This is a genomic window from Streptomyces diacarni, assembly GCF_003323715.1.
GTDB lineage: Bacteria > Actinomycetota > Actinomycetes > Streptomycetales > Streptomycetaceae > Streptomyces > Streptomyces diacarni.
Genome location: NZ_QOIN01000054.1, coordinates 58,865 through 84,119, shown reverse-complemented (window position 1 = coordinate 84,119; position 25,255 = coordinate 58,865). Strand labels below are relative to the sequence as shown.

Annotated in this window: 23 protein-coding genes; 10 read left to right on the top strand and 13 right to left on the bottom strand. The window is 70.5% G+C overall.

The annotated features are described in order from the left end of the window. The coding region (locus tag DTL70_RS27280) for a DUF6461 domain-containing protein (RefSeq protein WP_147266825.1) at positions 1–669 on the bottom strand (669 nt) is incomplete at its 3' end. A gap of 586 nt (positions 670–1,255) precedes the next feature. Here DTL70_RS27280 and DTL70_RS27275 point away from each other — a divergent pair. From DTL70_RS27275 to DTL70_RS27255, 5 genes are read left to right on the top strand one after another with little or no spacing between them, the layout of a single operon-like run. Further along, positions 1,256–2,788: a DUF4127 family protein gene (locus tag DTL70_RS27275; RefSeq protein ID WP_114024673.1), complete on the top strand. Its 1,533-nt coding sequence runs from the start codon at positions 1,256–1,258 to the stop codon at positions 2,786–2,788. Positions 2,789–2,795: 7 nt separating this feature from the next. Then, the gene (locus DTL70_RS27270) at positions 2,796–4,142 is read left to right on the top strand and encodes an extracellular solute-binding protein (RefSeq protein ID WP_114024672.1); all 1,347 of its coding nucleotides are present in this window, start codon (positions 2,796–2,798) and stop codon (positions 4,140–4,142) included. Next, positions 4,139–5,104, top strand: a complete 966-nt coding sequence (locus DTL70_RS27265) for a carbohydrate ABC transporter permease (protein ID WP_114024671.1) — start codon at positions 4,139–4,141, stop codon at positions 5,102–5,104. The genes DTL70_RS27270 and DTL70_RS27265 overlap by 4 nt, the downstream gene beginning before the upstream one ends. 11 nt (positions 5,105–5,115) lie before the next feature. Then, complete coding sequence (locus tag DTL70_RS27260) at positions 5,116–6,018, top strand: carbohydrate ABC transporter permease (RefSeq protein ID WP_114024670.1); 903 nt, start codon at positions 5,116–5,118, stop codon at positions 6,016–6,018. After that, entirely contained in the window at positions 6,015–6,824 is an 810-nt protein-coding gene (locus tag DTL70_RS27255; protein ID WP_114024669.1) for a GntR family transcriptional regulator, read from the top strand. The genes DTL70_RS27260 and DTL70_RS27255 overlap by 4 nt, the downstream gene beginning before the upstream one ends. 127 nt (positions 6,825–6,951) lie before the next feature. Here the strand turns inward: DTL70_RS27255 and DTL70_RS27250 are convergent, their stop codons facing one another. Beyond that, a complete protein-coding gene (locus tag DTL70_RS27250; protein ID WP_114024668.1) occupies positions 6,952–8,544 on the bottom strand; it encodes a protein kinase domain-containing protein in 1,593 nt (530 codons plus the stop codon). Between the two features lie 252 nt (positions 8,545–8,796). On the opposite strand from DTL70_RS27250, the gene DTL70_RS27245 reads away from it, so the two are divergent. Next, positions 8,797–9,288 carry a DUF2975 domain-containing protein gene (locus tag DTL70_RS27245; RefSeq protein ID WP_114024667.1) on the top strand — a complete coding sequence of 164 codons (492 nt, stop codon included), beginning with the start codon at positions 8,797–8,799 and terminating at the stop codon, positions 9,286–9,288. After that, positions 9,288–9,536 (top strand): helix-turn-helix domain-containing protein, encoded by a 249-nt coding sequence (locus DTL70_RS27240; RefSeq protein ID WP_114024666.1) that lies wholly within the window; start codon positions 9,288–9,290, stop codon positions 9,534–9,536. The genes DTL70_RS27245 and DTL70_RS27240 overlap by 1 nt, the downstream gene beginning before the upstream one ends. 71 nt (positions 9,537–9,607) lie before the next feature. Here DTL70_RS27240 and DTL70_RS34465 read toward each other — a convergent pair whose 3' ends face one another. The 3 genes from DTL70_RS34465 to DTL70_RS27230 all read right to left on the bottom strand — a co-directional run bounded on the left by DTL70_RS34465 (position 9,608) and on the right by DTL70_RS27230 (position 10,974). After that, positions 9,608–9,982 carry an SbtR family transcriptional regulator gene (locus DTL70_RS34465; protein ID WP_245979834.1) on the bottom strand — a complete coding sequence of 125 codons (375 nt, stop codon included), beginning with the start codon at positions 9,980–9,982 and terminating at the stop codon, positions 9,608–9,610. Next, entirely contained in the window at positions 9,937–10,251 is a 315-nt protein-coding gene (locus DTL70_RS34460; RefSeq protein ID WP_245979832.1) for a TetR/AcrR family transcriptional regulator, read from the bottom strand. Before DTL70_RS34460 ends, DTL70_RS34465 begins: the two co-directional genes overlap by 46 nt. A 318-nt stretch (positions 10,252–10,569) precedes the next feature. After that, a complete protein-coding gene (locus tag DTL70_RS27230; protein ID WP_114024665.1) occupies positions 10,570–10,974 on the bottom strand; it encodes a hypothetical protein in 405 nt (134 codons plus the stop codon). 599 nt (positions 10,975–11,573) lie between these two features. Between DTL70_RS27230 and DTL70_RS27225 the strand changes: the two genes are divergently transcribed. Together DTL70_RS27225 and DTL70_RS33905 are read left to right on the top strand one after the other, a co-directional pair. Beyond that, positions 11,574–13,322 (top strand): sodium:solute symporter family protein, encoded by a 1,749-nt coding sequence (locus DTL70_RS27225; RefSeq protein ID WP_114024664.1) that lies wholly within the window; start codon positions 11,574–11,576, stop codon positions 13,320–13,322. A 17-nt stretch (positions 13,323–13,339) separates the two neighbouring features. After that, positions 13,340–13,471 (top strand): putative transporter small subunit, encoded by a 132-nt coding sequence (locus DTL70_RS33905; RefSeq protein WP_220183658.1) that lies wholly within the window; start codon positions 13,340–13,342, stop codon positions 13,469–13,471. A gap of 629 nt (positions 13,472–14,100) precedes the next feature. Here the strand turns inward: DTL70_RS33905 and DTL70_RS27220 are convergent. Continuing rightward, positions 14,101–14,712: a DUF1453 domain-containing protein gene (locus DTL70_RS27220; protein WP_181861106.1), complete on the bottom strand. Its 612-nt coding sequence runs from the start codon at positions 14,710–14,712 to the stop codon at positions 14,101–14,103. 79 nt (positions 14,713–14,791) lie between these two features. Between DTL70_RS27220 and DTL70_RS27215 the strand changes: the two genes are divergently transcribed. Beyond that, positions 14,792–15,403: a TetR/AcrR family transcriptional regulator gene (locus DTL70_RS27215; protein WP_114024663.1), complete on the top strand. Its 612-nt coding sequence runs from the start codon at positions 14,792–14,794 to the stop codon at positions 15,401–15,403. Positions 15,404–15,501: 98 nt separating this feature from the next. Here the strand turns inward: DTL70_RS27215 and DTL70_RS27210 are convergent, their stop codons facing one another. The 7 genes from DTL70_RS27210 to DTL70_RS27180 all read right to left on the bottom strand — a co-directional run bounded on the left by DTL70_RS27210 (position 15,502) and on the right by DTL70_RS27180 (position 25,238). Further along, entirely contained in the window at positions 15,502–16,230 is a 729-nt protein-coding gene (locus tag DTL70_RS27210; RefSeq protein WP_114024662.1) for a response regulator, read from the bottom strand. After that, the gene (locus tag DTL70_RS27205; RefSeq protein ID WP_114024661.1) at positions 16,227–17,474 is read right to left on the bottom strand and encodes a sensor histidine kinase; all 1,248 of its coding nucleotides are present in this window, start codon (positions 17,472–17,474) and stop codon (positions 16,227–16,229) included. The genes DTL70_RS27210 and DTL70_RS27205 overlap by 4 nt, the downstream gene beginning before the upstream one ends. Before the next feature lie 23 nt (positions 17,475–17,497). Beyond that, the gene (locus DTL70_RS27200) at positions 17,498–18,241 is read right to left on the bottom strand and encodes a hypothetical protein (RefSeq protein ID WP_114024660.1); all 744 of its coding nucleotides are present in this window, start codon (positions 18,239–18,241) and stop codon (positions 17,498–17,500) included. Between the two features lie 861 nt (positions 18,242–19,102). After that, positions 19,103–19,228 (bottom strand): hypothetical protein, encoded by a 126-nt coding sequence (locus tag DTL70_RS34835; RefSeq protein WP_274709526.1) that lies wholly within the window; start codon positions 19,226–19,228, stop codon positions 19,103–19,105. A 144-nt stretch (positions 19,229–19,372) separates the two neighbouring features. Beyond that, on the bottom strand, positions 19,373–20,527 hold the full coding sequence (locus tag DTL70_RS27195; RefSeq protein WP_114024659.1) for a lantibiotic dehydratase C-terminal domain-containing protein: 1,155 nt from the start codon (positions 20,525–20,527) through the stop codon (positions 19,373–19,375). Further along, positions 20,524–23,445 (bottom strand): lantibiotic dehydratase, encoded by a 2,922-nt coding sequence (locus DTL70_RS33730; protein ID WP_181861105.1) that lies wholly within the window; start codon positions 23,443–23,445, stop codon positions 20,524–20,526. The genes DTL70_RS27195 and DTL70_RS33730 overlap by 4 nt, the downstream gene beginning before the upstream one ends. Beyond that, a complete protein-coding gene (locus DTL70_RS27180) occupies positions 23,442–25,238 on the bottom strand; it encodes a SagB family peptide dehydrogenase (protein ID WP_220183657.1) in 1,797 nt (598 codons plus the stop codon). The genes DTL70_RS33730 and DTL70_RS27180 overlap by 4 nt, the downstream gene beginning before the upstream one ends. Between the last annotated feature and the right edge of the window lie 17 nt (positions 25,239–25,255).

Genomic DNA, 25,255 nt, shown 5'->3' with positions numbered 1-25,255 from the left:
GCCCCGCAGCGAAGCGGGCAGCAGCGGTCGGACGAACTCCCACTCGGCATCGGACAGCTCATGGCGACGTATCACCCGACCATGATCCACTACCCAAGATCCATTGAAGACACCCCCTAGGAAGTCGGCCGCGGTGAGCGTGACGCCGCTCAGGACGCGCACGGCGAGGACGAGGCAGCCGTCGGGCTCTGCTGTGTCGGCTTCGCCGGTGGGCTCGCAGTCGTCGGAGGCGTCGAAACCGACGGCGGTGAGGGAGGTGACGATGGGGTGGGTGATGTCCACGCCGCCTGAGGGACCCTCGAAGTAGCCACCGGACAGATCGAGTCGGCCGAGGACGGCGCCGTCGTGGGCGAGCGTGGCCGTCTTCGTGTCGGGGTCGCGGTAGGCGCCGAGTGCGGTGCGGCGGTCGGCGGCGAGGGCGCGCAGAAGCTCGTCGTCGAAGCCGATCCAGCTCTCGCATTCGACGGTGAGCGTCCAGCCGCCGGGCAGGTCGCGGCCAAGAACGAACGCGCCTCTGTCCTGGCGCTCTTGGAGGAGGTGCGCGACCTGGCCCGGGCCCTCGGAATAAGGGACCGGGTCGGCGACACCTATGAGGTGGAGAGTCTCGGTGAGCGGGCAGGGTGCGAGGGTCACGCACCAGCCTTCGCCGAACATTTCGTCCAGGTCCACGGTGTGAGGCCTCCCGTCTGCGGTTCGTTGGCCGGTGATGTGAGCCCGCAAGGGATTCTCCTGGAAGGAATACCACGGCCTGCTCGCGCGGGCTCACATGGGTGCGCAGGCGCGGGGCTTCCCCGTCGTGCTCGTAGGGCAGTCAGCCCAGGCCGCGCCCCGCTCCGCCCACGCCAACCGCTACAGCGCCACATTCCGGCGCTGCGTGACGTGACGCCATACGCGTTCCCGGGCCCGGATGTCGTAGGAGGACGGCTCTTCCCAGGGCCCGTCGGAGTGGTGGCCCTCTTCCCCTGCGGCCTCGCGGCCGCTTCTTCGCCGCCATACCTCTCGCCTGTTCTGGGCCGGGACTCCGCAGCCTGCGGCCTACCCCTGAGCAACGCGGACTGTGGAGTTCTGCCAGTACCCACCAAGCGTCAGGGGGAGTCAGTCCGGGACGCGTGCGCGAGTGTCGGCATGTGAGATGGCCAAGTGGTACGAACCAATATCCCGAACGAGGTTGGTAGTTCCTGCGCAAGGCTCTTGACTGGCCGAATTGGAGCGGACCAAAATCGGCCGCCTGCCTTCTCGCCGCCCAGGAGAAACTGTGCACATCGCTTTGTTGCCTCTCGACGAGCGTCCCGTCAACACGCGTCTGCCTCAACTGGTGGGGGCTCTCGCGGGGGCCCACGTCCACCTGCCACCGGCCGGGGACCTCAGCCGCAAGAAGCACCCCGCCGCGACCAGTGCTCTCGTTCGATGGCTGGAGGCCGCCGTCGACGGCCGGACCCCGCTGGACGCCCTCGTCGTCTCGCTCGACATGCTCGGATACGGAGGCCTGATCGCCTCACGCACGACGCAGGAATCCGCCGCGGCCGTGCTGGAGCGCTGGGAAGTGCTCCGGCACATCCGTCAGGTCTCACCCGGGAGCGCCGTCCACGCCGTCTCCCTTGTCACCCGCGCGCCCAACTCCTACAACCGTGACGAGGAACCGGACTACTGGGCGGACATCGGTGCGGACCTGCACCGCTACGGGGCAGCCCTGCACCGCGCCTACCTCGAGGAGCCGCCCGCCGGCGAGTCCGTCGACGCCTTCCGGGAGCGCCTGCCCGCAGCGCACGTGGCCGACTTCAGCAGGCGGCGCCTCCGCAACCACACCGTGAACCTCGGCGCGCTCTCCCTCGCCGCCGACGGCGTCCTCGACACTCTCCTGGTCACGGCCGACGACACCGCGGAGCGTTCGGCGGGAAGTCTCGAACAGCACTGGCTCGCCCACTGGAAACAGACGGCCCTCCCGGCCGCGTCCGGGGTCTCGATGCACCCCGGTGCCGACGAGGTGGGTGCGGTCCTGGTGGCGAGGGCGGTGTTGGCGCGGCTGCGCTCGGAGCCGCTGCCCGTCGCCGTCACGTGCGGTGTCGAGCACGGCCTGGAGCGAGTGGCCCCGTACGAGAACCTTCCGATCGGCCAGGGCGCGCGAGGCCACGTACGCGGCATCGGAGGCCGAAAGGTGCCGGTCGAGGACGCCGAACTGATCGTGGTCGTGCACCCGCCCGACCCGGCCGGCGGTGACTGGGCCCACCAGCATCCGATGGTCCGCGACCCCGAGCACGCCGAAGTGCGCGCCACCGCCGAGACGGTGGCCGGCCACGTCCGGGCCGGTACCCCCGTCGTGGTGGCCGACTGCGCCTACCCCAACGGGTCCGATCCCGCGCTGGTGTCCGCCCTCGCCCGCCGGGTGCCGCTCACCAGCCTCGCCGGGTACGCAGGATGGAACACCGCGGGCAACACCGTGGGCAGCGCCCTCGCGCACGGAGCGGTCCACACGGCCGCCCGCGAACGCGGCGTGGCGGACACCGCCGCACATCATCGTCTGCTCCTGCACCGCCTCGTGGAGGACTGCGCCTACATGACCGACATCCGGGGCGCGGCACTCGCACGGTTCACCGACCAGGTGCGGCACAGCACACTGCCAGAGGGGAAGGCCGAGACGGTCCGTGCGTGGATCGCCGAGCAACTGGCCTCCGCGGCAGACCGGTTCCCCGGCTTCGAGGGGTGGGCCGTCGCGCCCCGCTCCCTGCTGCTGCCGTGGGACCGCACCTTCGAGATCGACTTCGAACTGCTCCGCCCCCAGGAAAGATGAGATCGGTATGCGCCCGCCGCACAACCTGCTCCGCCGTCTTCTTCTGCCCGTACTCCTGTGCTGCGCCCTCCTCACCGGCTGCGGCGTGGCAGCCCCGGACGTCCCCTTGGACCAGCCGGGCCGCGAGCCGGTGACGATCACCGTGTGGAGCGCCTACAGCGGCCGGGAACTCGACGTCTTCAACGAGGTCCTGCGACGCTTCGAGCAGGACCACCCTTGGATCACCGTGCGCAGCGTCGGTTCGCAGAACAACGACCGCATGGTGGCCGCCCTCCGCGGTGGCCCCGCCCCCGATGTGCAGTGGGCGCCGCAGAGCGATCTGGCCGGTGTGTACTGTCCCAGCGGTGGATGGCGCGACCTGTCGCACTACATCGAACGCGACGGCCTCGATCCCGGGGTGTTCGTTCCCGCAGCGTGGAAAGCCACCTCCGCGGGCGGCAAGCGATGTGCTCTGCCGGTGCTGGGAGACATCTACGGCCTCTACTACAACAAGAAGAAGCTCGCCGAGGCAGGTTTCACCGAGCCGCCCCGCACCATGAGCCAACTCGACGCCTACGCCCGCAAGCTGACCCGACGCGACGGGCAGGGTGACATCCGCGTCGCCGGGTACGCGCCACTGACCCTCTTCTACGCCAACCGCCCCGCATACGAGGCCCAGTTGTGGGGCGCCGAGTGGTTCAGGAAGGACGGTGACTCCGCGGTCTCCACCGATCCCGACTGGCGCCGGCTGCTGGCCTGGCGCAAGAAGCTCATCGACTGGTACGGCTACGACAAGCTGCGCGCCTTCACCGCGGGAGCAGGCGCCCAGTACAGTGCCTCGAACGCCTTCCAGACGGGGCAACTGGCCATGATGCTGGACGGGGAGTTCCGCACGGCCTTCGTCGAGAACGAGGCGAAGGAACTCGACTACGGCACAGCGCCCTTCCCCGCTCCTGACGACCACCCCCAGCAGTACGGCGCGGGCGCCTGGACCGTGCATCTTGCCGGAGTGACGCACCGCAGCGCCCACCCGGACGCGGCATGGCGTCTGGTCAAATGGCTCGCCACCAGCCCGAAAGCGCAGGTCGCCCTCGCCGAAGGGCTGCACAACGTTCCCACGACGAAGGCGGCTTTGCGGTCACCGAAACTGGCGGCGATACCGCACTTCAAGCCGTTCCTCGACATGGCCGCCGACCCGCACAGCAAGGTGCCGCCCAGCACACCTGCCGGAGTCAGCTACCAGGACTCGATGGCCGCGTTCTTCCAGCAGTGGGAATCCGGCGAAGTCCAAGACGCGGGAAAGGGCCTGGCCGAGCAGGCACGCAAGATCGACAGCTTCCTTGACCAGGTCACCATCGGGATGGAGCGCCGATGACGACACTCCCTCTGCGCCCCCGGAACCGGACGACCGCGTCGACGAGGAGCGCCGGCCGATCGAAACGTGTCAACTGGGCCGTCGTCGGCCTCATGGCCCCCTGGGCCCTCGGCTTCACCGTCTTCTTCGCCTACCCTCTGCTCGCCAATGTCTACCTCTCCCTGACGCGCTACGACCTCATCTCCCCGGCCACGTACATCGGCCTGGACAACTGGGCGTTCCTCCTCCACGACGAGGCCCTTCTCACCGGAGTCCGCAACAGTGCGTGGATCCTGCTGATCGGTGTCCCCGTCAAGCTGGTGTTCGCCTTCTTCGTCGCGCTGCTCATCTCCCGGGCGAGGCGGGGCGCCGGGCTGCTGCGCACCGTCTTCTACCTTCCGCACCTCATGCCGCTGGTGGCCGCGGCCCTCGCCTTCGTCGTGCTGCTCAACCCGTCGTCGGGCCCGGTCAACACGCTCCTCTCGTCCGTGGGCATCGACGGCCCCCTGTGGTTCGACGACCCGCGGTGGGCCAAGCCGTCCTTGCTGATGCTCGACTCCTGGATGGTGGGCAACCTGATGGTCATCTTCCTGGCGGCGGTGCTCGACGTGCCGCAGCAGCTCTACGAGGCGGCCGACCTGGACGGCGCGGGCAAGCTGCGCAAGCTGTGGCACGTGACCCTGCCCGCCGTCCGCCCGGTCCTCGTCTTCGCGGCCGTCACAGCCGCCATCGACGCGCTGCAGTACTTCACACAGGCGTACGTCGTGGCGACCTCACTCTCCGGAGGCGCCACCACCGGGGCCGAGTCACTGGGATACCCGAACGACTCCACGCTGTTCTTCCCCGTCCTGCTGTACAAGCAGGGGTTCCGCTACTTCAACATGGGCTACGCCTCGGTGCTGGCACTTCTGTTGTTCGCGGTGTCCTTCTGCGTCGCATTCGTCATGCTCCGGCGGGCCAGCCGCTGGGCCTCGGACATGTGAGGAGCCGGCCGATGTCCGTACTCGCCCCTTCCCGCCGCCCCACCGCCGTCGCCCCCGAAACCCGGCCGCGGAAGCTGCGCGGCCGCGGTCGCCGCCGACGTTGGCTGGAGAGCGTGGCGGAACGCTCGCTGCTGATCGCGCTGGCCTTCATCGTGCTGATGCCGTTCGTCCTCATCCTGCTCACCTCGCTGATGACCAACGCCCAGACGCTCTCGCCCCACCTGTGGCCCGAGGACTTCCAGTGGCACAACTTCACTGACGTCTTCGCCCGCATCCCCCTGGCGCGGTACGCCGCAAACACCTTCCTGTACGCGGGGCTCGGCACCGTGGGCACGTTGCTCTCCAGCGTCCCGGCCGCGTACGCCATGGCCAAGCTGCGATGGCGGGGACGTCACGTGTGGCTGCTGCTGACCGTCGCCGTCATGATGCTGCCGGCTCAGGTCACGCTCGTACCGCTGTACTCCATGTGGGCCTCCCTCGGCCTGGTGGGCACACTGGCGCCGCTGATCGTGCCCTTCTTCTTCGGCCACGCGTTCTCCATCTTCCTGCTGCGCCAGTTCTTCCTCACCATCCCCCAGGAGTACCTGGAAGCGGCACGCATCGACGGCTGCGGGGAACTGCGCACACTGCTGCGCGTGGTGCTTCCGCTCACCCGCCCCGCGCTCGCGGCGGTCGCCGTCTTCCAGTTCACCTTCTGCTGGAACGACTTCATGGGCCCCCTGCTGTACGTCGGCAACAACGACAGCAACTGGACCATCCCCGTGGGCCTGGCCCAGTTCCGCTCCACCTACCAAGTCGAATGGAACATGACCATGGCCGCGTCCCTCCTGGCCGCTGTCCCGGTGGTCGTGCTGTTCTTCTTCGCCCAGAAGACCTTTGTACGGGGCATCGCGCTGACCGGAGTCAAAGGATGACGCCCGCACCCGGCGGCCCCCCGGAGAGGACGGACGAGCGCCAGCCGGTCGGCGAGTACGGCCGGCTGCCCAAACACGAGACATTGCGGCGGCGGCTGAGGAGGGAGATCGGCCACCGCGAACCCCACTCCCTGCTCCCGACGGAGAGGGAACTGGCCGTGCGGTACCAGGTCAGCCGCTCCACCGTCCGCCAGGCCCTCGACGCACTGGCGGAGGCGGGAGCCGTCTACCGGGTGCACGGCGCCGGCACCTTCGTCGCGGCACCCACCATCTCCAAGTCGCACCTGCTCACCTCCTTCACCGAGGACATGCAGGCCCGGGGCCTGCAAGCCGGCACCCGCATCCTGGCCTTCGACGAGACGGAGGCAGGCCGCAGGACGGCCGAGGATCTCGGTACGGAACCGACGGAGAAGGTCACCCGGCTCGTCCGGCTGCGGACGGCCGACGCGCGCCCCATGTGCCTGGAGACAGCACACCTGCGCAGCGCGCGCGTCCCCGGGCTGCTTGCCCGCGACGACCTCGACGGGTCGCTCTACCGCATCCTCGAACGCGAATACGGGCTCCACCTGGTGCGCGCTGAACAAGCATGGACCGCCGTCACCCTGGACGAGCGCAGCGCCGCGCTCCTGGGCGTCCCCTCCGGCTCCGCGGCCTTTCACGTACGCAGGGTCGGGATGGACGAGCGGGACCGGCCCCAGGAAGCCACGACGAGCCTGTACCGCGCCGATCGCTACGACGTCCGCCTGACCGTCCGTCGAACCTACCCCCGAGACCGGAGCGGCCCTCCGCGGAGACCGCACGTATGAGGTGACCTGCCCCGTTTGTGGGAGGTGCTCCGCACAAGGACGAACTGAGGAGCCGGCGAAGGCCGACTGAGCTCAGGGCGACGGACTCGGCCGCTGACGCGGAGTGCATTCGGGATTCATTTCGGCATTACGCACAAGCTAGCTCGCGGCGGATCTCCGCTGTCACCGTAAAGGCGGTGCGCCTCGTTGCTGGGCCCCAATCGTCGATGCAATTCTTTCTGTATCCCACTACTTTGAAATTGGCAAAGAAGCTCGAGCAGCCTACTCTTCTCGCGCTATCGGTGAAGTCTCCGATCGTGACAGCGTTCTCGCTTGCCCTGATGCAGTCTCCGACCTTCGCGGAGAACGGGTCCGGGTCGATCGAGAAATACGCGAGTAGCTGCCACGTGGCGGCGGCTACCACCAGCAGCACAGCTGCCAGGTACGCGGAAGAGACGAGGGCGAGACGCAGCGGACGAGACATCGGGCGCCGCGGGACCGGTTCCCCCGGCTTGCCTATAGCCGCGATCACGCTCTTGGCCCGCGCCGTCTTACCCGCGGGGCGGTGCACAGCCAACAGCGTCCCGCTGGCCGGCGAGGTGATCACCGTGTCGCCCCGGACCGACGAGACCTCGAGCAGGGCCTCGCCCTCCGCGATGGCGTCTCCCACCTGCTTGTGCCAGCGGATGACCGTCGTCTTCCGTGCGCCGGCTGTCTCGCCGGGAAGCCACGGCAGGGCTACCGAGGCAGCCCCAGCGGGCGTCTTGTCCTGTGCAGTTGCCCGCATCGACCGGGGAGCCGGAGTGGTGGCTGTGGGCGTACGTTCTTCGACGGTGGCCGGCGAATGAGGGATGGTTTCGGTGGTGAGATCGTTGGTCTCCGTCACCTGCTTGTCGATCATCTCGGTGACTTCGGCCGGAAGGCGCAGGCCGGTGGATCCGGCCAGCGCAGCACACCGGGTCAGGACTTCGGTGACGCTGGGCCGGTCATCCGGGTCTTTCGCGAGTCCCGCGGAGACCAACCCGGCGAGCTGGTCGGGAAGGCCGGAGAGGTCGGGTTCGTCGTGGACGACGCGGTAGACGACGGCTTCGGTCGGGCCGTCTCCGAAGGGGCCTCGCCCGGTGGCGGCGTAGACGAGCACTGCGGCGAGGCAGAAGGTATCGCTGGCCGGCCCGATCTCCCGGCCACGGATCTGCTCGGGAGACATGAAGGCCGGGGTGCCGATCACACCCGTCTGCGTGAGATACGAGCTGACATCGAGCGCTCGGGCGATTCCCAAGTCGATGATGCGGGGCCCGTCGCCGGCGAGGATTATGTTGCCAGGCTTCAGATCACGGTGCAGCACATCGCAGACGTGAATGGCCTTCAGCCCCTCGGCGAGGCCCGCTCCCAGTGCCGCGACGGCGTTGGCGGGCAGCGGGCCGCATTCCACGATCGCTTCACGCAGTGTCGGACCAGAGATGTAGGAGGTGACCAGCCATGGAGGGGTGGCTTCTGTGTCCGCGTCCACCACCTGCGCAGTGTAGAAGCCCCCGACACGTCGAGCGGCTTGCACCTCCCGGGTAAACCGTCGGCGGAACTGCGCATCCTCCGCGAGTTCCGGTCGCACCAGCTTCACTGCGACAACTCGTCCGCCACGAGAGAGCCCCAGGAACACCCGGCCCATCCCACCGCCGCCCAGGCGTGCCAGCAGACGGTATGGCCCGACCGCACGTGGGTCGGCAGGCAGGAGATCTCTCATCGGATGCTGTCCCCCGTTGATACGGCACATGGCTGATACACCAGATGCTCGCAGCAACTCCCCTCGCAGGGAAGCGGAATGCTCTGCCACCCGCCCATACGGACAGCGGCCTTCGGTGGGCCCGAGTGGGCCTCGCCGGCCGACCCGGACTTGTCGAATATCGATATGGTCCTCTACTGTGATCATATCGAAAGTCGATAGGGGGAGACGTGGCTCTGCGGGCTGGCCTTCCTCGGTACGGGGGTCACGCACATGTTCGACGACGGGGATGTCTGCGTGGAGACCGACTTCTGGCAGAACGCCAGACTGGCGGACCGTCTGCCGGAGGACGCGGCAGTGCAGGCGGCCAGCAGCGCCACACGTATGTGCCAAGCGGGCCCTTCCGTGGGGCAGCGCGCTGCCGACCTCGGGGGCGAACTGCCCTGGCTGCTGTTCGGCGCGCTCGCACTCCTGCTGTTCTCCCGTATGCTCAAGGCCGTCTGGCTGCGGGGACCGTTCACCGAGGCGGTGGCGCGACGGCTCTCGGTTCTCGGCTGGTGCGTCACCGTGGGCACGCCGCTGGCCGGCCTCATCGTCGGATGGTCGCACTCCTGGCTCGTCGGGAGCATGGCGCCGATCGTGGGTTCAGGGCCGACGGTCACCGGGCCCATGGTGCTCATCCTCGCCGGGCTCGCAGCGGTGATCATGGGGAAGATCATGCGTGAGGGTGTGCGCATGCGGGAGGACGTCGAAGGGACGATCTGATGGCCGACGAAGAACCTCACGGCATCAGGATCCACCTCGACCATCTTCTCGCCGCGCGCGGCATGACACTGACCGAGCTGTCCGCGCAGGTGGGGATCACCGTCGTCAACCTGTCCGTACTGAAGAACGGGCGGGCCAAGGCCATCCGCTTCTCGACTCTGTCGAGGATCTGCGAGGTCTTGGAGTGCCAGCCGGGTGATCTGATCACCCACGACCCCACCGAGCCGTCCCAGGGGCGACCGGCGTGAGTGGTGACCTGCCCGCGGGCTGCGAAGGGTTCACACCGGGCTGTGGTGCGCTGCGCACCCGCTGGTGCCCGCTACGCCTTGCGGTCGTCGCCGAGGTTCCGCAAAGCCTCCTCGGCCTGCGCTCGAGTGAGGTGGTCCGCGGGGAGGGAACTGCGGGCCGCCTCTGTGTGCAGACCGTCGAGGAGGAAGACGGCCTGACGGCGCCAGGCGTTCGGGGCCGCCTCCGCCGTTGCCCGGGCCGGCAGCGCGTTGGCGGCGAAGGCGAACACCAGGTCCGCGTTGGTGAAGTCGGGGCGGAGGGCGCCGGCCTCGTGGGCCCGCCGGACGATCTGTTGTGCAGCGTCCATCGTGCGGTCGCAGGCGGTCATGAGGCGCTCCGCGCCCGGGTTGCGGCCGCTGATCACGTCGGCGACGGCGGGGTCGGTGGCTTGGAGTGCGCAGAGCATCTCGACGTAGTACGTGAAGCCCTCCCAGACGTCCTCGAAGGCCAGGGCCCGCTGGGTGATCTCTTCCAGGCGCCGCGCCGCGCCGCGCGATCGGTCACCACTTCGTCGATGAGAGCCTCACGGGTACCGAAAAGGTTGTACAGCGTGCCGTGACTCACGCCTGCCCGCCGTGCGATCTCCTCCAGCGGTACCTGCAGGCCGCGCTCCTGGAAGAGCTCGGCGGCCGCTGCCCGCAGCTTCTCCGCGTTCCGTTGCGCGTCGGCTCGCATGTGCTGTTCCTCCCCGGCTCCGGAGCCAGTAGCGCTCCGGCCGGAGCGACGCCGGTTGTGGGGGCCGGCACGCGCAAGCTCCTGGCAGGGTAGGAGGCGACTCCCCAGCCGCCTGCCAGGAGCTTTCTCACGTCCGCACACCGCCTCCAAGCGTTCGCTTGACCGAAAGACCACGCGGGTTGGAACGGCGCGCTCTTGCGGGGGCGGCTGCCCACCGCCACCCGCAAGGCACCATCTGCGTCAGACTTCAGGTGACGGTTCCCCGGCCGCCGGCCGGGCCGGAGAACCGTGTGCTTCGGCCAGTCGGCCGAGTGGACCTCAGATGATGGGGCTCGTGTAGACCTTCGTGGAAGACTGGCTGCCGATGAAGGGCTTGTTGGCGGCCCACAGGTCGGCCCACTGGTATTCCGGCACGTTGAAACTGCACTTCACCCAGCCGCCGGCAGCGCCACGGGAGTTGAAGCACTCGCGGCCCCAGTTCGCCGGAAGCCGCGACTTGAGCGTTCCCGCGACGGAGTCTCCGTTCGCCTTGGTGTCCTTGACGTAGACCGCGTCTCCGTTCGCGACGAAGCACGCCTTCGCGCCGGACGTCGACACGCACGGGGCGCTCGTCGGAGGCGCGCCACTGGGGGTTCCGGTCGTGGCGGCTGCCGCGGTCGCCGTCCCGGCGGTGATGAGTACCGCCGCGGGAACCGCGATCAGCACGCGCCCAAGTCTCTTCATGTGCTCTCCCGTTGTGAGAATTTCTCGTGCCGAGTTGGCTTGTGACATTGAACAACATGTGAGGGCCGTGATCGCCGCGACCCCCGGGGCGCGCAGCGCCCCAGCCGGTGGGAGCGCCGGGCGTGGAGTGGTCCGCCAGAGCCTCCCAAGTCGGGACACGTCCCTCTTGGGCGTTTTTGCCGAGTCGTGGCGTATCGAGTTCATCCACTGATCTCTACTGCGTAACGAAACCCGGTGGATCGCAGACGTGATGCTGCAAACAAACTTCCGTGGTGGGTCAGGTCGGAGGGGCACAATATGAGGCAAACCCCTAGCGTCAAGACTGGCCCATCCCGCATAGCAGGCAAAATAGACGTCTCTTTACTTCGACTCCCGGCGCGTGCTCGCGAGCTGACGCGCTTCCCGACCCTGTTACGGTCCATAGCAGTTTGCGCGCTCAAAGTAGCCCGCTTTTCCGCTGACGCCTCGGCAGCGACGGAACGAGGCTGCCGGGCCGGAGCTTTCGCGCCGCGTAAGGCGCAGAGCGGTCCGCGAGACGCCGGGCGTGAAGCCGGGGACCGCGGACCGGATCGGGCTCCACGATTCGAAGGAGGTGACGTGTGGACGGAACGGAGACAGCACAGTTCGGCGCCTTGGCCGTGGTGGGCTTGTTGGTCCTCTTTTACGGAGGAACCTTCCTGATCTCGACACGCATCGGTAAGAAGGACGAGAACGCCGACGGCTACATGACCGGCGGCAACAACATCGGCTTCGGGATCTCCGCCGCCAGCATGACGGCAACATGGATCTGGGCCTCGTCGATGTACGCATCAGCGACCTCGGGCTACACCTACGGCATCTCGGGACCCATTCACTACGGGTTCTGGGGCGCGCTGATGATCCTGTTCATCTACCCCTTCGGGAAGCGCATCCGCGCCGTGGCTCCGAGGGCTCACACGCTCGCCGAGGTCATGTTCGCCCGGCACGGCCGCTCGAGTCAGCTGATGCTCGCAGGGTCCAACATCGTCGGCAGCCTGATCAGCCTGATGTCCAATTTCATCGCCGGCGGCGTGCTGATCTCACTGCTTTCGCCCTTCACCTTCACGCAGGGGGTCTTCGCAGTCGCCGCCGGCGTTTTGCTGTACACCCTGTGGTCCGGGTTCCGAGCCTCCGTTCTGACCGACTTCGTGCAGGTCGTCGCGATGCTGGGCGCGGTCGCCGTGATCGTCCCGTTCATCTTCTTCGCGGCGGACTTTCCCGCGGCGTTCGAAAGCGGCGCGCACCACCTCACCGCTCAGCAGGGCAACTTCTTCTCCAGCGACGCGTTCATGCAGCAGGGCGCCCCGTACATCGCCGCGGTCCTGGCGTACGCCATCGGGAACCAGACCATCGCCCAGCGGCTCTTCGCGGTGAAGGAAAGCCTGATCAAGCCGACGTTCATCACCGCGACCGTCGGCTACGGCGCCATGGTGATCGGTGTCGGTATGCTCGGCGTGCTGGCGCTCTACCTGGGGTTCGAGCCCACCGGTGGCGATCTGAACAACCTCATCCCCGAGATGGCTGCCGAGTACCTGCCGCCTGTGCTGCTGGCGCTCTTCTTCATCATGATCGTCGGCGCGCTGTCCTCCACGGCGGACTCCGACCTCGCGGCTCTCTCGTCGATCGTGATGACCGATGTCTACGGCCAGAACATGACCGGCAAGGAGAAGGCCAACCCCAAGACGATGCTGTTGATCGGGCGTCTCACCATGGTGGTGGCGACCGCGGCGGCGGTTGCCTTCGCCAGCCTGCAACTGAGCATCCTCGACCTGCTGGTGTTCGTCGGCGCGCTGTGGGGGGCTCTCGTCTTCCCGGTACTGGCCAGCTTCTACTGGGAAAAGGTCACCAACAAGGCGTTCACTACCTCGGTGCTCGTCGCGCTCGCGGTGTTCCTGCCGGTGCGCTTCAGCTGGATCCCCGTCGACGGCGTCTTCGGCGTCGTGGTGGATGTCCTGTCCGTCGCCGGTGTCGGCGTCGTACTCGGACTGATGGCTTTCGGCTTCTTCGGCCTCAAACCCGCCAAGGTCATCGGCGTGGTGGCGGTCGTGGCGTCCGCCCCGTTCGCCATCGGCTCCCTGCACGAGTACGCCACGCTGTGCGGCTCCCTCGTCGCCTACTCGGTCTCCACCCTCGTCTGCTGGGCCATGTCCGCGCGGCGGGACGAACGCTTCGACTTCGCCGTCATCGCCGAGCGGACGGGGGACTTCGACGACGCGGCCGGGGCGTCGGCCGCTGAAGCGGACGGTGTCGGCGCAGAACCGGGAAGCGGCCCCCCGCACCCGCCCGGGGACTCGGACGGCGGCCGCGAGCCCGCCGAAACCGCGAAGTGACAACGGAAGGAGACACCATGAGTACGCTCGCACTGAGCGTGTACATCCTGATGTGGCCCGCCATCGTGGCTGTTGTGCTGGCCGTCATCAGCAGCGGGTTCATCCGCGAGTGGGCGGATGCCCGCCGCAAGGGCCGACGCATGATCTGAGTCCGCCCCGCACGCGCTGCTCCGCCCGACGACTCCGCGGCCGGGCGTGCCACGGTGTCCGTGCCGCTGCTGATGTCGAGCACCGGCATCCCGCTGCTCGACCCCACGGAGGCGAACAGGCTCCGTGGGGTCGAGCATCTCGCGCACGATCATCGGCGGGTCGGCGGGTCGGCGGGTCGGCGGAGCGCAGACGGCCGTCGTTGTCCCGCCGGCACTTGCCGGCCTGAGTCTCCACGTGCGCCACCACGTCACACACCACCGCCCGGTCCGCCCCCCGATCTCGTCCGGTGGCGCGAGAGTGCCCGCACCCGGTGCGCCGCCGTTGTCGTCCGGGCTGGTGGTGTGGGTGTGGACGTGGCCGTCGCGGCCATTCGCCGCGGCGGCCGCGGTGGCGAGCCGGAGGACGGCTGCCGCGAGCACGGCTACCCGAGCCCCGTCACCGATTCCTCCCGGGCAAGCGCTCTCCCTTCGCTTCGTCACCGGCGCGTCCACGTCTCCATACTCGTCCGCGCGGTGCGGAGTCGGCGAGGTGTTTCGGGCACGCCCGAAAGCCTGCTGCCGCGTCGGACGGCTCGCGGAAGCTCAGGTGGTCAGTTCGCAGGAGAAGCGACCAGGCGAGTCGCTGCTGTTCAGTCGCGCCACCGGTGGTGACCGGTGGCGTCGCCGCGGAGGCGGCGTACGGCCTCGGTGAAGGTCGGCGAGTGTGCCGAAGGCCGGTCACAGGCTCGGCGGGAGGCGGCGTCCGGGGTGGGGTCGGCGGGCTGGGGAGAGACTTCGCGCCCAGGGGGCGGGGAGAAGGGGAGCCCGGTGGCGAGGGCGCGGGCGCCCAGGGTGACGGCCTCGCCGAGCATGCCGAGGCCGATGGAGAGCATGACGGGGCGGGTCTCTTCGTGCATGCCCAGGGTGCGTCCGGTGAGGGTGAGGGCGCCGCCGGCGGCCAGAGAGGCGAGCCAGATGCCGAGTGTGCGCCGGGTGTAGCGCTGGTGCAGGACGCCGTGCCGGGGTTCCAGGGTGGTGCTCGTGCCGCGCCAGGCGCCGAAGCCGAGGCCGACGACGATGCCCAGGACGAGTATCACGACATCGACGGCGTTCCAGTGGCCCACCGCGGTCAGGTCGTGGACACCGATACCGGCGAGGACGAGGGGTACGACGAAGACGTCCTTGGCGACGACGGGCTCGCCCACGAAGCGACGGACGAGGACGTACACGACGCCGGCCGCCATCAGCAGTGCGGTGGTCACGACGAGCGCTCCTTATTTAGCTCAGCTATGCCAAAAACACCGTAGCACGTTCTTGGCTCGAGCGTGCTATAAAAGTCGGGTGCCGAAGATCGTGGATCCCACCGAGCGCCGCCGTGAGGTGGTGGAGGCCGTCTTCCGGGTGGTCGCCCGCAGCGGTGTGGCGCAGGCGTCGCTGCGCAACGTCGCAGCCGAAGCGGGGCTCGCCCTCGGTTCGGTGCGCCACTACTTCGACAGCCACGGTCAGTTGCTGACTGCTGCGGCCCGCGAGATGGCACGCCGGGTCGAGGCCCGGCTGCTGCGGCGCAGGGATCAGGTGCGGCCGAGCGACGACCCGCTCCAGGTCGCACAGGAAGTGGCCGGGGAGTTCCTGCCGCTCGACACGGCGCGCGCCGATGAGACCGCGGTGTGGCTGGAGTTCGTGATCGCGGCTCGCACCGAGCCCGCGCTGCGTGAGGTCGCCGTCGAACTGCACGACGGTCTGCGCACGGTGGCCGGGCTGGTGCTGCAACGCCTCGGCGTCGACGACCCCGTGGAGACCGAGCGCCTGGCCGCTCTCATCGACGGCCTCACCCTGGGGGGCACGCTCCATCCCGGTCGTCTGCGGCCGCCCATGATCCGGGCAGTGGTGCTCAGGCACCTCGAGGACCTGTGTCCGAAGGACACCTCCGCCCGTCGGAAACCCGGTTGCTGACCCCGGCCAGAGCCGAGACCGACCCCACCCCGGCCGAAGCGGGCCCTGCCGTCGAGCACCGCCGTACCCCTCCACTCCTCAGGGTGGTGGAGGAGCCATCAAAGAAGTCCGCCGCTCCCGGGCCCGCCGCTCCCGGGCCGGACGCGGCGCTCGGGGATGATGGTCGCGGACACGAGCCCTGATTCGTAGGCGCTGATCACCAGTTGTGCGCGGTCGCGGGCGCGCAGCTTGCTCAGGAGGCGGCCGATGTGGGTTTTGACGGTGCCGTGGCTGAGGTGGAGGTACTCGGCGATGTCGGTGTTGGACAGGCCCCGGGCCACGAGAAGCAGGACCTCTCGCTCGCGCTCCGTCACGCCCTCCAGCGAGGTGCCGGAGACCGGGTGTGCGCGGGGGAGTCGGGCGAACTCGGCGATCAGACGCCGGGTCACCGACGGGGCGAGGAGGGACTCTCCGGCGGCGACCGTGCGGATGCCGGCGAGCAGGACGTCGGGAGAGGTGTCCTTGAGGAGGAATCCCGCAGCTCCGGCCCGCAACGCACCGTAGACGTACTCGTCGAGGTCGAACGTGGTCAGGATGAGAACGCGCGTGTCCGCCGTCTTCGGAGAGCGGGCTATCCGGTGTGTCGCCTCGATGCCGTCCATACCGGGCATCCGGATGTCCATGAGCACCACGTCCGGGCGCAGGCGGCAGGCGCTCTCGACGGCTTCGGCGCCGCTGCCGGCCTCGCCGACAGCTGTGAGCCCCGGTGCGGTGTCGACGAGTACCCGGAAGCTGCCCCGGAGCAGTGACTGGTCGTCGGCGACGAGTACCCGGATCGGGTCGGTCACGCGGTCGTCTCCGTTCGGCTCGGTGAGGTGGGCGGGGCGTCGTGCGCGGGTTCGGCCGGCAGCCGAGCCGACACGGCGAACCCGCCGCCGGGATGTGGTCCGGCCTCCAGCGCACCCCCGTACATCATCACGCGTTCCCGCATCCCCAGGAGTCCGTGGCCGCCCCGAAGATCCGCCCGGCCGGGTACGACGGCGTTCCCCGCTCCGTCGTCCACGACCTCGATGCACACACCTTCGCGGGCGCCCCCTGTGAGGGTGACCTCGCAGTGCGTTCCGTTGCCGGAGTGCTTGACCACGTTGGTCAGCGCTTCCTGCACGATCCGGTAGACCGTCAGGGCCGTCCCCGCGGGAAGGTCGGCCGCCACCCGGGTACGCAGTCCGGTCCGGACCCCCGCCTCCTCCGCCCGCTGGACGAGACAGGGCAGGTCGTCCAGGCCGGGCGCGGGCGCCGTCCCGGCAAGGTCCTCACCTGGCGTGTGCCTCCCGGCGCCGTCGCCGCGCAGCACCCCCAGGGCACGACGCATCTCGGTCAGCGCCTCCCGGCCGGTCCGCTCGATGGCGCGGACGGCGTCGCGGGTTTCCTCGGGGCGGGCCCGTGCCACATGGTTGGCGACCGCCGCCTTGACGACGATCACACTGAGGCTGTGCGAGACGACGTCGTGCAACTCACGGGCGATGCGTAGACGTTCCTCGACCAGCGCCTCTTCGGCCAGGCGCCGCTGCCGCCGTGCCGCCCGGGCCCGCCGCTCCCGCACGACGCGGCCCGCGGCCCAGGTGGCGCCCAGCACCAGCCAGACGAGTGCCGTGGTACCGACGGCCTCCGACCACGGCCCCGAAGGGGTCAGCACAGCCTCTCCGGTGAGGACCGCAGCCGCGGAGACGGACAGAGCCAGGACCAGCGCGCCGGCAGCCCAGCGGGCCGGCTTGAGAAGCGCCGCCGTATAGAGCGTCAAGGCCGCGGAGACGTAAGGATCGCGGGTGATGTCGAGAAGCGTCGCCGCTGCCGTGGCACCCAGCACCACCGCCAGGACGGGCAGGGCCCACAGCCGCCGCACGGCCAGTGGCGCTCCCACGCACGCGGCCACCAGCCAGCCCACCCACGGCGGGCCGGAGAACCGAGGCAGCCCGTCGGACGCGCCCTGCCCGGCCAGCGCGACGTACGCGGCCACCACGACACCGGCCGTGGCGGCGTCGAGGAACAACAGGTGGGATCCGGTCCGCAGACGCTGCGGCGCTGTGTCCATGGCATGACCATACCGACGCGCACTCATCCGGCCTGCCCGAAGAAGAACATCGCCGCGCCCACGGCGCCGACCAGCACGAATCTGCCCACGACCGTGGCCGGCCGCGGGACCGGGCCGGTGCGCCACGCGGTGATACCCAGCGGAAGAAGCGCGACGCACAGGCCCGCGGCCGCCGTGACCGACCAGATGGTCGTTCCCTTCAGCACTCCCAGTGGCATCGCCGATGCGAGCGCCAGGACGGTCGCACGCATGGGCCCCAGCACCCGCGCGCGGTAGGCGCCGAAGGCCAGCAGGATCCAGCCACCCATGAGGGCGGCGTTCAACGTGCTGAAGACGTGGAACGCGCCGTAGGCCTCGCTCACCGACCGCGTCGCGGACACCGCGCCCTGTGAGGTGACCAGTTGGAAGTGGGCGTGGTCCACACCGGCGTGGAACGCCCGGGCGAACAGGCCCAGCATGGCGAAGGCGCCGCCCCACACGGCCAGCTCGCGGTGACGCGCGCCGATGTCGGCGGCGAGGAGCGCCCCACCCGGCCAGAGCAGCACCCATCCTGCGGCCACCAGGCTGTAGGAGGTTGTCATGAGGGCCGGGTGATGCTCGTACGCGCTCAGCTGGGCGGGAAAGAAGAAGTCGAAGCGCGCCCGCAGGAGCACACCCGCGAGTACCAGCGAGGGGCCGACGACGAGGGATGCGCCGCCCACCCAGCGCCCCGGGAAGACGGAGCGGGACGCGGTGTTGGGCGGGGCCGGCGGGGTGGTGGTAGGCATGGCGCTACGATGCTGCGGCCGCAGCCACGCGTCGTCGGAGCACGGGCCACACTTCCGCCTCGGACCGTGGTCCTACCCTCGGCTCACCGACCTGCTCAGCGTCGCCCCAGTCTGCTGCACGCTGCGCTGGGAACCGCTGCCCTGCGCTGGTTTCCAGGTCGCGGCCCCGGCCCGGGGAGCCGGGCTCCACCGTGCCTGGCGGACATGCGAACGGCCGCGGGGGCAGCACCGCTCGCTTGTACCCCTCGCTGACAAGTCGGCAATCCAGTGGAAGAGCGCTGCTGCGAGCCGCTACCGTGCTGCCGAACCCAATCGTCTGGTCAAGGACGCGCCGATGTACACCCTGTGAGATCTCCCGAGCGCTGATGCGTCGTGCGTCGTGCGTCGCGCCTGCGCGCCGCGCTGCTCACTCCTGCGGACTTCTCACTGAAACCGGTGTACACCTGTGCTCAAGAACTGGATGGCCGTGGCCGTCTGCCAGCCCCTCGTTCTCCACCATTGCTGCCGTGCGTGCACGTCCGAGCGCTTGCGGGTGAGCGGTAAGTTCCGGTCCACCCCACACCGCGCGCGGCCCGGCCCGGGGTGAGCGCCCCGCCTGGCAGTCGCCGTACGGTCCGCCGCCGCTCCGGGCGCACCGGGGCCGGTGGACATCCGCGCCCGTCACGGTGCGCTCCCGGCATCGCGGCTTCGCCCGCACACCCAAGCACTGAGTCCTCCCGGCGAGGAAGGGCAAGGGCCGGGCGCCGGTCGGGCCGCACTCAGACAGTGGCCACGGCATGCGCACGCAGAAAAGTCGCCGCGGGGTCACGCCCTGAGCGGGCGGGTGGACCCCGCGGCGACCGTGTCACGACCGCGAAGTGGTCAGAGGATCGTGTCGTGGCAGTGTGAGCCCGTGGTGGTGCAGCTCGCGATCACCTGCGGCGGCTCCTCGATCTCCTCGATCTCGAAGACCTCGGCTTCCAGCGTCTCCAGCTCGTCAGCGAGCACGTGCCTCAACTCCCTCTTGCGTCACACGAGTTACTCGGATGTCCGCCATTGTGGAGAGGTGCGTTCGTCATGGTCAAGAGCCGTCGCCAGGTCGCCTGAATACTTCCTTCGGGTGCCGGTCACCCACCTGCCTTCAGGTATCCGTCACCCACGTTCGGCCAGGGCGCGGCGCAGCATGGAGGCCAGGTAGTCCTCGCTGCTCGCGGTCACCCCGAGCCGGTTGCACAGCATGTGCGTGAAGAGAGCCAGCAACACGTTCCGCGCCGCGTCGGGGCCCACCGGCCGGGTCGTCCCGCAGCCCGTGTCGGAGACCAGCTCACCGCGCCGGGCGGCCCCGTCGATGCGTGTCCGCAGAGCGTCACCGTGTGCGGCCCAGCGGCGGACGTGTCCGGGCAGGCGCTCAGGTTGTCCGTCGAGTATGCCCGCGCACAGTGCCGTCATTTTGTCGCCCAGCGGACCCGCCATGCGCTGGTAGGCGGCGTCGTAGCTGCTGTAGCGCTCGTGGAACAGCGTCCGCCAGGCAGCCATGCGGTCGTCGAAGAAGGTGACCGCACGGTCGGTGTCCCGGAGCACCGACAGCGCGAGGGCCGCCATGAGCTGCGCGGCGGTGCCCAGCCGTGCGCTGCCGCTGCGGGTGCCGGCGGAGGCCAGCAGGCCGAGGACGAGGTCGCTGGAGTGCTGCGCGTGCCACTCGGCCAACGCGACGCCCTCAGGGCCGCGGTAGCGTGCCAGTTCGGGTTCGTAGTCGACGTAGGCGAGTGTGTTGTCGGGGCGGCGCGGCATGCGCGTGGCGTCCGGACCGTAGCGGGCGTTCCACTGATCCTCGGAGAATTCGAGGTGGAAGCGCTCACGGTAGAGCGTGTCGCTCAGTTCGGTGCGGGGATCGTGGACCGCGGGATGGCGGTGCAGGTACGCGCCGACGTCTTCCTCGATGACGCGGGTGAGGTCGGGCACGGTGGCCAGGCCGGCGGGCTGTATCCGCAGCCGTAGGTGTGCGCCCTCCAGCCAGTGCCGCAGGAAGTAGCAGCTCCGGGCGAGGCGTTCGCGCCGCAGCCGGGCGAAGAGGGGCCGGACGCAGTCGGACAGCAGCGGGTCGCGGTCGGCGGAGTAGTAGACGTGTACGGACAGCCATTGTCCGGGCCGCAGCTCGGTGGGTGACCGGTCGTCGATATTGAGAGGCGTGACGCGTCGGTTCTGCCGGGTGGGCGCCTCATGGCCGGTAGGGCCGCCCCGGCCGCCGCTCTCGCCGGTGTGAGCGGTGGCGCGCTGGGGGAGCCGCTCCGGCACGCTCTCGGTCATCGGAACAGATCCTTCCCGGGTGCGGGTGCGGGTGCGGGTGCGGGTGCGGGTGCGGGTGCGGGCGCCGGGGTGGGGCTGGTGGTGTGCGGCCGGGTGGCCGCGGCGTCCAGTTCGGCGCACACTTCCGAGACGTGGCTGCCACCGTCCACGCGCAGGGCCGCCTCGTCCACGTCGGGGAGCAGCTCGGTGAAGACCGCCTGGGAGCAGCCGCGCAGCCGGTGGTCGAGCAGGGCGAGGGAGAGCGGGCTGTCGGCGTCCACCGGTTGCGGTTTGGTGTCGGTGTCCGTACGGGCCATCACCCGTGTCGGCAGCCCGGCCGCCTTCCACCAGCGCCGCCGGGCCAGGAGGCCGTGCGCGCTGTCCACCGGAGGCTGTGCGTGCGGCAGTCTGGCCCGCTCGAAATGCCAGGAGCGGCGCGTCAGCACCAGGGACCCGCAGCGCACGCGCGGGCGGTGGGCCGGCACCGTGGCGCGGTCCAGACACTGCCACACGTCGGCCGCCATCGGCATGGACGCGGGCGAAAGCGTCAGCAGCGTGCGCTGGACGCACGGAAGTGCCATGGGTACCAGACCGCCCAGCCACAGGGGGACGACCCGCTTGCCCAGGCGCGGCGAGCGCAGGTGCAGCTCTCCGCTCTCCTCGTCGTCGACCAGGACCAGATCCTCGACCATGAGGTGTGCCGACGCGGGCCCGTGCCCGGTGTCGGCCGGACCGACCAGGCGGTAGGGAGCCAGGGCGGGGCGCAGTGTGACGTTCGAGGTGTCGTAGCCACCGCTCAGGTCCGCGAAGACGGCGCCGGGCGGCAACAGCCCCTCGTGCCGTGCGCGCAGTGCCTCGGACACCGCGTGCTCCGCCTGCGGCCGGGGTGCGAAGGAGCGGGCGAAGCGGGCGAGCGGCTGTCCGAGGCCGGTATGGGCCCAGTTGAGCACCGCGCGCGGTGCTCGGTCGGGCGTGGTGGGCCTGACCCACTGGAGGTAGCACGCGTAGCTTCGCGGCAGGGTGCCGCTCTCGGGCGGCAGCAGCGCCGCCGCCCGCTCCAGCGCGTCGTCGGGCAGGACGACTTCGGGCGCGTCGGGGGACCGCGCATCGAGGGCGGTACGCACGGTGCGGGCGAACTCCGCGTGGGCCGCGCTCAGCGCCGCGATGCCCGGGTCCGCGAGCGGATTGGCGCGCGGCTGGTAGGTGCCGTCCGCCGCGAGCGTGCCCAGCGGTGTGCGGAGGTCCGAGAGCAGGTGGCCGCACGTCAGGTACAGGTCGTGTGCGAAGCCCGGCACATCGTGGCAGGTTCCGCCGGGGCCGTGGCGGGACCGGAAGTGTGCGCGGGCCGTCAGCCGGTCGCCGAGCAGCAGATCGAACGCCGGAAGGAGCCGGGCGAACTGCCGCAGCCCGGGCAGCGGCCCGTCCTCCCACGCGGCACGTCCGGCGGTCCCCGACCCGGCGAGCACGGCGTCCTCGTAGACGGCCGTGCGGGGCACGACGGGCTCCGCACGACCCAGCCTGCGCTGCGCGTCGGCGGTCGCGGCGCGGAGCGCGGCCGTGCGCCGGGACCGTTCCTCGGACGGCGCCAGGGGGTGTGCGTGGGTGAGGGCCACGAGACGGTCGAGGTCGTCGGCGAGCAGGGCCAATGCTCCGGTCGGCCTTTCCGAACCGGGGGCCGGTCCTTTCAGGCAGCGGGTCGGTCCCTCCACGTCGCGAATCGGCCCTTCCCGGCCGGGGGCCGGTCCTTCCAGGCAGCTGTGGGTCCGTCCTTGCACGTCGCGCAGTCGGGAGGCCAGGGCCGCCACCGGGTCGGGGTGGTGGACGTCGAGGGCGAGCGCCGGGGTGATCAGCAGGCCGCACTCGACCAGCTTGTCCAGGTAGCGGCAGAGCTGGTCGCGGGGCCTGCGGTCGGGGTCGGCCCGGTGCAGGGCCCTGGCGAGCTCCGGGAGGGTGAGCCCGTCTCCGGGAGCGGCGTCGAGGAGTCCCAGCGCCTCCTCCAGCACGGGGCCCACCGGAAGTCGGAACGGCTCCTCGCGCAGTATCCCCGGGGCGGCCAGGGCGACGCCCGGGCCGGCCTCGCGGTAGCGGCGGCGCGTGTAGTGGAGCCGCCCGTCGGCCCTGCGCCGCCCGCCCACGGCGCGGAAGGGCAGCGCGGCGCGCGTGGCCGGGTCGCCGAGTGCCGCGACGGTGATCTCATGGACGGCGGTGAGGTTGGGCCGGGCCCGCAGCAGCGGTCGCACGCCTTCCCTCCCCGCCGGCAGGCTGAGCCGCAGGGCCTCCTCCGACTCGTCGAAGCGGCCGTGGGCGAGCGAGGTGAAGGTGCTGAAGGGGCTGGTCTTGAGCGCCGCCCGGTAGACGTAGGAGACCAGCGCGCGCTCCGCCTTCCTGCGGCGCTTGTCCGGGGGAGCCGCAGCGGCCTCGGCCGCCAGATACCCGGGCAGAGCGGCGTCGAGGGAGGGGGAGGCCGCTTGGAGACCGGCGCGGAGGACGGGCCCACGGGCGAGGGTGCGCAGCCAGGAGCGGGCCGCGGCGAGTTCGGTGGCCAGGGTCCGTTCGGCCGCGGCGAGCGCGTCGTCGTGGCGGCGGCGCACGGACAGCCACCGGGTGACGGACGGCGGCACGGGACCGGCGATCCGTTCCGTTCGGGGCGCGGGGGTGCGGGCGTTGTGGATGTCGCGGCGCAGCGCGAGCAGGCCGCGCCTGGCGGCTACCTGACCGGCCTGGGCGACAGCCTCGGCGAGGGCGTCCTCCGCCTCGGGCGCCAGCGCCGCCGCCTCGTCCTCCAGCGCGAGCGCGCGCCGCACCCATGCCGTGGTGTTCCGGGCGCGCAGGGGGTCGAGGGCCGAGAGGGGCAGCCCGGCGACGCGGAGGACGAAGTCGGGGGCGAGCACGAGGGGAGCGGGGGAGGGGAGGTCGGTCGTCACAGCGTCGGTCGTCACAGGTCGGTCCCGTCCGTACGGGGGTGGGGGGCGCGAGGGACGACGGACGCGTCGAAACGGGCCCTGCCGGGGCGCTCGTGCCCTGCCATGAGGAGCAGCAGCGGCCAGGTGCCGGCGCCGACGGCGGGTGCGAGAGCCGCGTGCACGGCCTCGTAGTCGAAACCGAGCGCGGCACCGCAGCCGGTGTCGAGGGCGGCGGCGGCGAGGTAGACGGCCTGCGCGACGGCGCCCGCCTCGGCGTTGAACAGTCGGTAGCCGCGCGGTCCCGCGGCGGCGACGACAGCGTGCGGGCGGGCCAGTACGAACAGGGCGACGGCGGCCTGTTCGAGGTTGTAGTTGGTGAGGGTGTAGACCCGCTGCAGGAACGGGTGAGGCGCAGGTCCGGGCAGCGGGACGAGGGCGTGGGCCGCAGGCTCGTACAGGTAGGGGCCGGCCGGTACGTCCGCCACGTGCTGCACGAAGACCGCCAGCCGGGTCAGCGGAACCTGGCCGGTCTCCACCTGCGCTCCGGCCGCTGCCGCGCTCAGCAGCGCCGCCAGGTCCTCGGCGGCGAGCGGGCGGTGCGCGCTGAACCGGCCGAAGCTGCTGCGCCGGGCGGCGAGCGCCTCCGCGACACCGCTGGTGAGAGGGGTGGGCTGGGGCAACGGGACGGTGGCGGCGGCCGGCAGGCCGGGTGCTTCGGGCGTACCGCCTCCTGCGGGTCCGTCCCGGACGAGAGTCACCCGTGCCGCCTCGGCCAGTGCCTCGGGCGCCGGGAACGGCCGCGCGTCGTACACCGCCGCGAGATGGGCCGCTTCGGCCGCGGGAAACCGCCTGACGGTACGGGACCGTTCGGCCACCTCTGCCGTGACGGGCGAAGACCCCGGGTGTGCGACGGGTGGAGACCCCAAGGGTGCCGGGCAAGCGGCCGTGCCGTCGTCGGCGGTCTCCTCCGGTACGCCGTCGGCAGCGTACCGCCAGGGCAGCGGCACCACGGCCAGGACGCTCTCGGTGGCCGGATCCAGGCCCAGCAGCCGGTCCAGCCGCGGTTCGTCGAAGCACAGGCGCGGTTTCAGTTCGATGCCGCAGGCGGCAGCCCAGATCTGCCAGGTGCGCAGCAGACAGCCGAGGTCCATGGTGACGCAGTGGTGGCTGAACTCCCCGTACTTGAAGGCGTTCTGCCACAACCGGCTGGTGACCAGGAGAAAGTGCTCCCCCGCGCCCGCGCCCGCGCCGGAGCCCAACGCGGAGCGTACGTGGGCAGAGAGGTCGGCGGTGGCGACACGGCTGAGGGAGTGGGTGGGCTGCGCGTAGTGGTAGACGCCCGGCAGCGGGCCGCCGCCCCGGCCGCACACCCAGTACAGCTCGCACGGGTACAGGCCGCCGCCGGCCGCGCTGCCACGCGCCCACTCGGCGTGTGTGTAGGCCGCCTGGCCGCGCCGACCGGGGTTGGGGTCAACCTGGAGACGACGGGAGAGCCAGCCGTAGGAGTGCCGGAGCATGCCCGCGAGGAGCGGCACGGTGAAGACCGCCTCCCGGCCCTGACGGCGTCCGGGCCGCCGGTTCAGGAGGACCTCTCCCAGCTCCAGCGGAGGCCGCGGAGCCCGCTCGGGCAGGGGGAAACCGGGTGCTCCGCGGTAGACCTTGTGGCTTCGGGGCCTGTCCTGCCAGTCCGGCTCGAACGGCTCGTCCTCCATCGGGACCGAGGCCCGCCGCAGCACCGCGTCCAGATAGCGGGTGACGATCCCCGCACCGTCCATGGCCATACCGGGCTTCGAGCCGCCGGGCACCATTCCCCCTTCACCCCCGTTCATCCCTCGTCACCCCTCTG